This window comes from Pseudalkalibacillus berkeleyi (genome assembly GCF_021608225.1).
GTDB classification, from domain to species: Bacteria; Bacillota; Bacilli; order Bacillales; family Fictibacillaceae; genus Pseudalkalibacillus; species Pseudalkalibacillus berkeleyi.
This window is the reverse complement of record NZ_JAKIJS010000006.1, coordinates 40,228-50,487: the sequence shown is the minus strand read 5'-3', so window position 1 is coordinate 50,487 and position 10,260 is coordinate 40,228. Positions and strand designations below refer to the sequence as shown.

General features: G+C 41.0%; 9 protein-coding genes. All 9 read right to left on the bottom strand.

Annotated elements, in window-relative coordinates:
• Window positions 1-434: 434 nt before the first annotated feature.
• Window positions 435-1,361, bottom strand: a complete 927-nt coding sequence (cysK, locus tag L2716_RS18010) for a cysteine synthase A (protein ID WP_236339222.1) — start codon at window positions 1,359-1,361, stop codon at window positions 435-437.
• An 81-nt stretch (window positions 1,362-1,442) separates the two neighbouring features.
• Complete coding sequence (locus L2716_RS18005) at window positions 1,443-2,366, bottom strand: peptidyl-prolyl cis-trans isomerase (protein WP_236339219.1); 924 nt, start codon at window positions 2,364-2,366, stop codon at window positions 1,443-1,445.
• Window positions 2,363-3,259, bottom strand: coding sequence for an Hsp33 family molecular chaperone HslO (hslO, locus tag L2716_RS18000; protein WP_236339217.1), 897 nt, complete (start codon window positions 3,257-3,259; stop codon window positions 2,363-2,365). The genes L2716_RS18005 and hslO overlap by 4 nt, the downstream gene beginning before the upstream one ends.
• 18 nt (window positions 3,260-3,277) lie before the next feature.
• Window positions 3,278-4,051 (bottom strand): type III pantothenate kinase, encoded by a 774-nt coding sequence (locus L2716_RS17995; protein ID WP_236339215.1) that lies wholly within the window; start codon window positions 4,049-4,051, stop codon window positions 3,278-3,280.
• Between the two features lie 212 nt (window positions 4,052-4,263).
• A complete protein-coding gene (ftsH, locus tag L2716_RS17990; protein ID WP_236339213.1) occupies window positions 4,264-6,222 on the bottom strand; it encodes an ATP-dependent zinc metalloprotease FtsH in 1,959 nt (652 codons plus the stop codon).
• Window positions 6,223-6,299: 77 nt separating this feature from the next.
• Window positions 6,300-6,842 carry a hypoxanthine phosphoribosyltransferase gene (gene hpt / locus L2716_RS17985; protein ID WP_236339202.1) on the bottom strand — a complete coding sequence of 181 codons (543 nt, stop codon included), beginning with the start codon at window positions 6,840-6,842 and terminating at the stop codon, window positions 6,300-6,302.
• Between the two features lie 15 nt (window positions 6,843-6,857).
• Window positions 6,858-8,258, bottom strand: coding sequence for a tRNA lysidine(34) synthetase TilS (gene tilS / locus L2716_RS17980; protein ID WP_236339200.1), 1,401 nt, complete (start codon window positions 8,256-8,258; stop codon window positions 6,858-6,860).
• A gap of 243 nt (window positions 8,259-8,501) precedes the next feature.
• On the bottom strand, window positions 8,502-9,482 hold the full coding sequence (locus tag L2716_RS17975; RefSeq protein ID WP_236339175.1) for a serine/threonine protein kinase: 981 nt from the start codon (window positions 9,480-9,482) through the stop codon (window positions 8,502-8,504).
• Window positions 9,454-10,194: a vWA domain-containing protein gene (locus L2716_RS17970; RefSeq protein ID WP_236339164.1), complete on the bottom strand. Its 741-nt coding sequence runs from the start codon at window positions 10,192-10,194 to the stop codon at window positions 9,454-9,456. The genes L2716_RS17975 and L2716_RS17970 overlap by 29 nt, the downstream gene beginning before the upstream one ends.
• Window positions 10,195-10,260 lie beyond the last annotated feature (66 nt).

The following is a 10,260-nucleotide window of genomic DNA, read 5'->3' as shown; positions in this document are numbered from 1 at the left end:
AAAAGCGGAATCGCCTTGGTCAGGTGCGTAGAGCGCTGGAGGTTCCTCGCAATAACACGCTTTTTGTGTTGTAAGAGGAATCGAAGCGACCTCGAGCACTTAGGCGATGTAGCTAGACATCAAGAAAAGCGGAATCGCCTTGGTCAGGTGCGTAGAGCGCTGGAGGTTCCTCGCAATAACACGCTTTTTGTGTTGTAAGAGGAATCGAAGCGACCTCGAGCACCTAGGCGATGTAGCTAGACATCAAGAAAAGCGGAATCGCCTTGGTCAGGTGCGTAGAGTGCTGGAGGTTCCTCGCAATAACACGCTTTTTGTGTTGTAAGAGGAATCGAAACAACCCCCAATAGAGTTCGCTCTCTCATCTATGCGACCATTTCTTCCATTAAAAAAGAGCCGACACTATTGTCAGCTCTTCACACTTTGGTCCATTAAATTTATTCTTCGTCGAATTGGTAGAGAGGAGTACTTAAGTAACGTTCACCATTACTCGGAATAATTGCTAGTACCTTCTTACCCTTACCTAGTTTCTTAGCTACTTTTAATGCCGCTGCAATTGCAGCACCTGAAGAAATACCCCCAAGTAATCCTTCTTCTCTAGCGGCCTTTCGAGCGTATTCAAAAGACTCATCTGAAGTTATAGTAAGCACTTCATCATAGATCGAAGTATTCAAAATGGATGGCACAAATCCAGCGCCAATTCCTTGTATTTTATGAGGACCAGGACTTCCACCAGACAAAATCGGAGAATCTGTAGGTTCTACTGCATAGATCTGAATCGATGGATAGTGCTCTTTAAGGACTTCGCCAGCTCCTGTAATTGTACCGCCTGTACCGATGCCAGAAACAAACGCATCGAGTTGATCTCCCATTTGTTCAACAATTTCTTTCCCAGTCGTATCTCGATGTACGGCTGGATTTGCTTCATTTTGGAACTGTTGCGGCATGAAGTAGCCACGCTCGCTTGCAAGAGCTTCAGCTTTTGCAATTGCACCTTTCATCCCTTCTGCACCTGGAGTAAGGATCAGTTTGGCTCCATATGCACGGAGAAGATTTCTGCGCTCCATACTCATCGTATCTGGCATAACGAGTATCGTACGGTAACCTTTTGCAGCTGCAACCATCGCAAGACCGATGCCTGTATTACCACTAGTAGGCTCAATGATTGTATCATTCTCCTTAAGTGCACCAGCTTTTTCTGCCGTCTCAATCATCGATAATGCTATACGGTCTTTGACACTACTACCTGGATTCATGAATTCGAGTTTCAAGTATACATCTGCATCTTCTTCACTAGTTAGTCGGTTCAATTTTACAATTGGTGTTTGACCAATCAGATCGACTATAGAATTTCCCACTCTCATACCGTTCACTCCCCAATTCTTAGTATCTTCATAGGAATACTAACTTCAATCCATCTTAGCATTATCAGAATCTTTATTCAATTAATCAGTACCATACTCCCAGTTCACATCTAACTCTTTCCACAATTGTTTAGGATCGAAATCAGACTCCAGTTGTTGTATGGCTAATTGACGTCTAATTTGTCCTTTAACCTCTTCGAATTTATAAGAAGAGCCTTTCTTCGTATCATGAAGATATACAATGCCATATCCGTCTTTAGTTTTGAGTGGTCCACTCCAACTATCTTTCTTCATATTCTCGATCTCTTCAAAATATGCTGGATCAACGTAGTTACTTGAAGTATCAACCCACCCCATTACACCGCCGCTAGGTGCTGAAAATTCATCAATAGACTTTTCTCTCGCAAGTGTTGAAAACGACGAACCATTCTCAAGCTCTTCTATCACTTGATCTGCTTCTTCCTTAGTTTCAACGACAATTTGGGAGATCTGGAATAAAGGTTTCAAATCATACAATTGTTGATGATCATTATAATATTTACGCAATTCCTCTTCGTTAATGACGACATCTTTCGTAATCAGTTCTTCTAATAAAATGGCATGCTTAATTTCTTGCTTTAATTGATCATCGTTCATCTTTTGAATGTCAGGATGTTCTTGTGCATCCGCTCCAGTTCCGACCATTCGATGATACAATTCTATTTCTCTTTTTAATTCATCACTCGAAACAGACAAATTATGTTTCTTAGCAAGTTGAGATACAACCAATTTGTTGATCATTTGTGTGAGCATTTCTTTTCCGTAGCGTTCTTTTAGTTGTTGCACCCATTCTTTTTCAGAGATTGATTCATTACCGATTTGGGCAACACTACCTGACAATGTTGACAGCATGGACTTCTTTCCCCCGCTAGCTGTTTCTTCACTTTCATTCATGAAATAGGATAGTGTCCCTATATTTGTGATTAAAAGAAAAACAACAATACCGATCAACCATTTCTCTTTCATTCACCGTTCTCCTTGCGAGCTTCTTCTAGGAATTTTTGCAAATCATCTTGAGTAAAGTGGTAAGCTTCATTACAGAAATGACATGTTGCGTCTGCCTTTCCATCTTCATCAATCATTGCTTGTATTTCCTCTTCACCAAGGCTAATGATCGCATCAGCAAAACGTTCTTGTGAACATGTACATTGAAATTGGACAGGTGAATTGGAGAGTAATTTTACGTTATCCTCTCCTAGAACATTGTAAAGAAGCTGTTCAGGTGTATTTCCTGCTTCAATCATTTTAGATACAGGATCCAAATTTTCCAAGCGCTTTTCAATAAAGGTAATCATTTCATCCTGCGCACCTGGCATAACTTGAATAATGAATCCACCCGAAGCAAGTACTGAATTATCTGGATTCACAAGTACGCCAACGGCAACAGCAGATGGTATTTGCTCTGAGGATACGAAATAATAAGTGAAGTCTTCACCCAATTCTCCGGAAACAAGGGGCACTTGCCCAGTAAAGTTATCTCGCATGCCAAGGTCTTTCACTACTGAGAGCGTACCATTCTTCCCAACTGCCCTTGCGACATCTAGCTTGCCCGCAGCGTTCAAGTCAAAATGAACATGAGGATTAGAAACGAAGCCTCTCGTCCCTCCATCTACGTTAGCGTCTACGATGATCGCACCTAGTGGACCATCTCCTTCAACCTTGACTGTTAATTTATTCCCATCACCTTTGAGCATCGACGCCATCATTGTTGAGGCTGTCATCGCACGTCCTAATGCAGCCGAAGCCGTAGGCAGTGTACCTTGACGTCGTTGGGCTTCTTTAACCATTTCTGTTGTATCTACAGCAAAAGCACGAATGCTACCATTAAACGCTAACGCTTTAACTAAATAATCTGACATGATGTGAAACTTCCTTTCTTAATATGCATCTGTATTTTTCTGATAGATCAGTTGTAATCCTTTTAATGTCAAGAATGGATCCACAACGTCAATGATGTTTGATTCATCACCAATTAGGTGAGCAAGTCCACCAGTAGCGATAACCGTTGGATTTGTACCTGATTGGTCTTTCATCCGTTGTACTATTCCTTCAACTTGACCAACATATCCATAAAAAATGCCGGCTTGCATCGCACTCACGGTATTTTTCCCTACAACGTTTTCAGGTTTCATGATTTCAATACGAGGTAATTTAGCTGCATTTGTATATAAGGCCTCTGTTGATATACCTATACCAGGGGAAATTGCCCCTCCTAAGTAATGGTTCTGTTCGTCAATATAACAATATGTTGTCGCGGTTCCAAAATCTACAATGATCAATGGGCTCGCGTATTCATGCAGTGCTGCGACAGCATTCACAATTCGATCAGCACCGACTTCTCTTGGATTTTCAGTCTTTATGTTCAAACCTGTTTTGATACCTGGGCCAATGACTAGAGGTTTAAGGTTAAAATACTTTTCGCACATTTTTTCAAGTGGAAACATGAGTGGCGGTACGACAGATGATAATATGATTCCATCTATGCTCTTGAAATTTAAACCAACATGCGTCAGTAGATTAGAAATAAACATACCGTACTCATCTTCAGACTTCTTTTTGCTCGTTCCGACACGCCAATGATATTTCAACTCATCCCCTTCGTAAACGCCGAGGACGATATTCGTATTCCCTACATCCATTACTAGAATCATGTTATTCCCCACTATCTATACCATTTTCTTTAGTTATAACACAAACACAATATGAAAACACGCGCAAAAAAATAACGTTACTGTACTATTCCTCTTTAATTACAAAAGGCTGTTTTCATATACATTGTTGCCCTTGTAACAGATTGTTGAAAGAGAGCCTTAGATTAAGAAAAGGATGTCCGAAGTGGACACCCTTTTCTGACCGAACAGTATTATTCTTTATTGTTCTGATCCGAATCATTTGTATCTTCGGAATCGTCTGTTGTATTTTCTTCTTTCTTATTGATGTTAACTTTCACATCATCGTCAGAAGCTTGTTCTTTCTTTTCAGGCATAACATATCCCTCTGGCATTTTGCCTGTTTCGTATAGGGATTTAATTTGTTCTTGATCGAGCGTCTCAACTTCTTTCAACGTCTCAGCAATCAAGTTCAGCTTATCTTGGTTCTCTAAAAGAACTTCTCTACAACGGTTATATGCTTCCATGATGATCTTTTGTACTTCTAGATCAATGTCATGAGCGATTGCATCACTGTAGTTCTGTTCATTTTGAATATCTCTACCAAGGAATACATTCCCACCAGATCCTTGACCAAATTGCATAGGACCTAATTTTTCACTCATACCGAATTCAGTTACCATTTTCCGCGCAATACCTGTAGCACGTTGGAAGTCATTACTTGCTCCCGTACTTGCTTCACCGAATGTGACTTCTTCAGCTACGCGGCCTCCAAGAAGACCGATAATCTTATCAATCAATTCTGGTTTCGTCATGAAGTAACGGTCTTCTTTCGGAAGTGTCACTGCATATCCACCAGCTTGACCACGTGGAACAATTGTAACTTTGTGTACAATTTCGGCATTATCGAGCGCAAGCCCGATAATTGTATGACCGGCTTCGTGATAAGCAACGATATCTTTTTCCTTTTTGGAAATGACACGGCTTTTCTTAGCTGGTCCAGCAATGACTCGGTCTGTTGCCTCGTCAATGTCTTCCATATCGACTTTCTTCTTATTTCTTCGAGCAGCTACTAGAGCAGCTTCATTTAATAAGTTTTCTAAGTCGGCACCAGAAAATCCTGGTGTTCTCATTGCGATCGTCTTCATATCGACTTCGTCTGCTAACGGTTTGTTTCGCGCATGGACCTTAAGGACCGCTTCACGACCTTTAACATCTGGACGGCCGACAGGAATTTGACGGTCGAAACGACCAGGACGTAGTAATGCAGGGTCTAAAATATCTGGTCTGTTCGTTGCCGCTACAATGATGATACCTTCATTTGCACTGAAACCATCCATTTCAACAAGCAATTGGTTTAGCGTTTGTTCACGTTCGTCGTGACCGCCGCCTAGTCCTGCGCCACGTTGACGACCAACGGCATCAATTTCATCAATGAAAATGATACATGGTGCGTTTTTCTTGGCATTTTCGAACAAGTCACGGACACGAGATGCACCGACACCGACAAACATTTCAACGAAGTCTGAACCACTGATTGAGAAGAACGGCACGCCAGCTTCTCCAGCGACAGCTCTCGCTAACAATGTTTTACCAGTACCAGGAGGTCCTACAAGTAAGACACCCTTCGGAATACGAGCACCTAGTGCAGCGAACTTACGAGGGTCTTTCAAGAATTCAACAACCTCAACAAGTTCTTGCTTTTCTTCATCTGCGCCAGCTACATCTTTAAATGTAACTTTCTTCTTTTCTTCGCTATAAAGCTTTGCCTTACTTTTACCAAAGTTCATAACACGGCTACCGCCACCTTGAGCTTGGTTAAGTAAGAAGAAGAATAAGATAAATATGATGACAAACGGAATAATCGAGGTAAAGAAAGTTACCCAACCGCTCGTTCCTTCTGCTTCTTGTACTTCCAATTGAACTTTTGCTTCCTCGGAAAGTGCGACCACTTCTTCCGTTAAAGCTGGTGGAATGTTCGTTGTAAAGAACTCTTCATCCTTATAGGAGTTAAGTTGCCCCTTTAATACATACACCTGATTCTTAGGTTGCATGGATAGGGAGTCTACTTCACCTTTTTGTAATTCCTGTTTAAATTCGTCGTATCTTAATTGTTTCACGTCGTTGTTACTGCCATTGAAAAAGCTCACTATACCTACAACGACAAGGAATATTAATAAATAAAAGATTGTATTTCTAAAGATGCGATTCATCCCTTACCTCCTCTCGCATACAAGCAAATCAATAATTATAGTACCATACGTGTTCATTTATTCACAACAATATGACTTTACTGGTTTTGGTAAATTTCAGGCTTCAATACACCTATAAATGGTAAATTTCGATAACGCTCCGCAAAGTCTAACCCATAACCTACTACAAATGCATCTGGAACAATAAATCCAGCAGTATCAGGCTTGAGATCAACCTTTCGGCCAGTTGGTTTATCAAGCAAAGTTACAATCTTAATAGAGTTAGCTTTTCGATGCTTAAACAACTCAACAAGATAATTCAATGTTAAACCACTGTCGATAATATCTTCGACAATGAGTACGTCACGGCCTTCCATTGAAGTGTTCAAATCTTTTACAATCTTAACCTCTCCTGAAGAAACCGTTGAATTTCCGTAGCTAGATACATCCATAAAATCAAGCTCAACATGGATGTCCATGCGTTTGACTAGATCAGCCATGAAAGGTAGTGCACCTTTCAAAACTCCAATCACGAGTGGAAAACGATCCTTATATTCTTCTGATAGTTGTGCTGCTAGCTCCTGGACCTTTTCTTGAATTTCTTCTTCAGAAATCAAGATCTCTTCCATATCGTTTCTCATAAGTATGTATTCCTCCTAGACCTCATGCCTCGTATTTTCAAAAGATAATAACATCCAATCATCCTCGGCACCCGTAGGGGGTGGTAGTTCTGCATGCTTGATTCCTGGAATCCAAATGATCTTACCAGTCGAATCCACAACAATCGGCCAAACATCCCGAAGGTGCTTCGGTACTTTCGCATCAATGAATACGTCTTTCACTTTACGAGACCCTTGGACACCTGCTGGCTGGAGTCGATCTCCATTTTCCCTTGTTCTTACGAAGAGAGGGAAGTTAACCTGGGTTGGTGCAAACACTAAATAATCTTTCCCTCTTTTGTCGGTCTTCATTCTGCTTTTCGGCAGAAATGTTAACTTTCCTATCGGTACTTGATGGACCTCACCCTCTATAAGAGCAAAACGGTAAGGTAAGTGATGATCATTGGGGTCAAATGAAAAGGTACACTTCTCATATGAACGACGTACGAATAATCCATTCGGAAGGTGTATTTCACTTGATGGGTTCTCCGACTTGATCAGCTGCAAACAATCCTTGATATGATTAGATATAATATTCTCTTGGTTTGTTGGATAAAGATAGTTTAATATTAGATGAATCCCTCTTCTTTGTAAAGGAATTGCCATCTTGAGAAAAGGTCGTACAGACAATGTCAATTCTTTGTCACACTTTTTCAAAATAACATTTCCTAATGCGTCCTCCGTTTGCTTCCTCAAATATTGTTCATCTTCGGAAACAGCCTCACTTAACGATTGAAATTTCAAGTGAACATGTGTATTTTCCTCTTTCAAAAATGGAAGGATTTCTTTTCTAAATCTATTTCTTGTATATTTGGACTCCGCGTTACTCGGATCATTACGAAAGGGAACGGAATGAACATCACAATATTTCAAAATTTGATCCTTCGTTACTTCTAGCAAGGGGCGGATAATCATACCTGTTGAAAAAGGCCGACTCAATGGGATGCCAGATAAACCAGCAGCACTTGTACCTCGAACGATATTCATCATCATTGTTTCAATCTGATCATCCCCATGATGGGCTAGGGCAAGATAATCCGCTTGGTAGGCCTTCATCACGCCATCATAAAATTGATATCTCAATTTGCGTGACGCCAGCTGCGGTGATGAACCTGTCTCTTGTATATATTGTGGAAGATTCTTTCTCGTTTGTTCAAATTCTATCGAATGCTCCTGGCAATACCTCTTTACGAATTGAGCATCCTCAACCGATCCTTCTCCTCTAAACATATGATCCATATGTGCAGCAACGATTGTTAAACCCCAACCCTTCCGTTTCATGGACAAATAATGGAGTAATGCCATTGAATCAGGGCCACCAGACACACCAACAACAATGACAGCACCTGACCTTACGAGCTTTTTTCTTTCAATAAACTTGTCTACTTCCTCGAACATGGAGAAGTCTCCTTTATATATGTAAAGAAAAGCGCAAGCACCCTTCTTAGTCATGAAGGTCACTGGAAGTCCGACGAGGAGGCTGTTGCCGCCGCAGGAGGACTGAAGTGATCCAAATGACTGGGTGCTGAAGCTAGACATTACATCTAAGTGACCAAAAAATTATACTTTCTTATCTATCCAAAGAAACGAGCGTCATCACCTCGCTTCCTAAATGTAAGGTCATTATAACATGGTAAGAGCTTACACCGTATTTCCGATTAAATAGACAATGTAAAAAGCTAGTAAGAACAGAAAGATGAGCATCGTTTCTGTAATTTGCCTTTTACGTTTTGATTTCTTTCTTTGATAACGTCCTTTAGTCGAACCTTTAGGAGTTGGTTTTGGGGTGGGGCTTTTTTTCGGTATCGCTTGTGATGATGATTTTCTAGAATAATATTCCAGCAAATCATCCTTCATTGCATCTGCTGTTGCATATTGTCCATGTAGCGCTTTATATAAGATTTTTCTGTACTTTTTGAGCGAACGGTTATGATCAATCAACTTCTGAAGCTGTTGCCACCCACCTTCTTTCTTATCAAACCGTTTCGGGTAGGCGAAGTTCATTATAATCATAGCGACAGCAAATAAGTCATAGGTCGGTTCCGCCTTTCTCGATCCCATCCCCCAATAACCACGGTCAAAGAATTCCGTATACTCCTTGATCGCTCTTCCCATCATTGTCGTACCACCTACATCAAGCCAGCGGATTTTCGGCGGAGGTCCTGTAATGAGTAAGTTATCGGGTTTCAAATCACCAAAGACCCAACCTGACTTATGAAGGTCAGCCAAATCTCTTAATAGTTGCAGAATCAGGATGCCAAACCATTCTTCTTTCCTTTGACGCATGAATACGAAAAGTGACTCCCCCTGTACATACTCCATTACATAGAATGGGAATGTACCTTTAGGCGTCCTCCAATCATCCATTTCGACGAAAGAAGGTCCAAGCGTTTTTCCCTGGACCTTAGATAGATGCTTCAACACGTTTACTTCTGAGGTAATCGACAGCGTATCATGACTTACTTTTACAGCCACCTTCGACTGTTTACTCTTTGCCAGATAGACCGTCCCGGTTGCTCCAGAACCCAATTCCCGAAGAATCGTGTAATGATTCTGATTCCACTTACCTATTATGAGATCACCTGGCGATAGATTAACTTCCGGATTCTTCGAAGTATTCATCTTCTTCACCTAAAAACTTGCGCTTAGAACCCCTTTCCGAAAACTGTTCAAGCGCTTCTTGAAGTGCCGGTCCTGTTGGCGTAATACCACCCGTTGTGATTTTCTTGAATAACTTCCCTAGTGTATCTAATTGTGGTGTCCAATCTAGAAGTTTTTCTACTGATTGTTTTTTACCAGGAAATGCGAATATGGAGAACACATTCTGTCCACCTCTTGAGTTCAATGAGATGGATAAGTCTATGAGCGATTCTTGAACAGTCGGCAATTTGTCATCCATACTCGCCGAAATATCAACTAAGATCAATACTTCCAAGTTAACAGTCTCGCCGATTTCATCGACAACTTCCATCACTTGTCCCCGTTTATCTGGAGGAAGATCCTCCATTTGTTGATCATCACCTAAAATGTGTGTAAGCTCCTTATTGATCATACCGTGAATCGTTTGCGTCATCGCCTTTTGTGTAACCATTTTCACCGTATGGGCAAGCTGATTTGCATATACAATTTGACTAACGCCACCACCGCTCATTGCTATATCTTCAACTTCCTTCAAACCATGCTCACCGTATGCTTCATTTTTCGATAAGATTCCAATGACGTTGATTGCAACGCCTTTCTCACGGGCTAATGCCGCAATGGCAACTGGGTCTTCACCTTGATTCGAGCATCCATCTGTAATCAGTAAGATTTGTCGTAATGTCCCTTTACTCATGCGAAAAATCCCCTCTCTCAAATTGTTATTACCATAATGGTCAACCGAGAAGGGATTTATACTAGT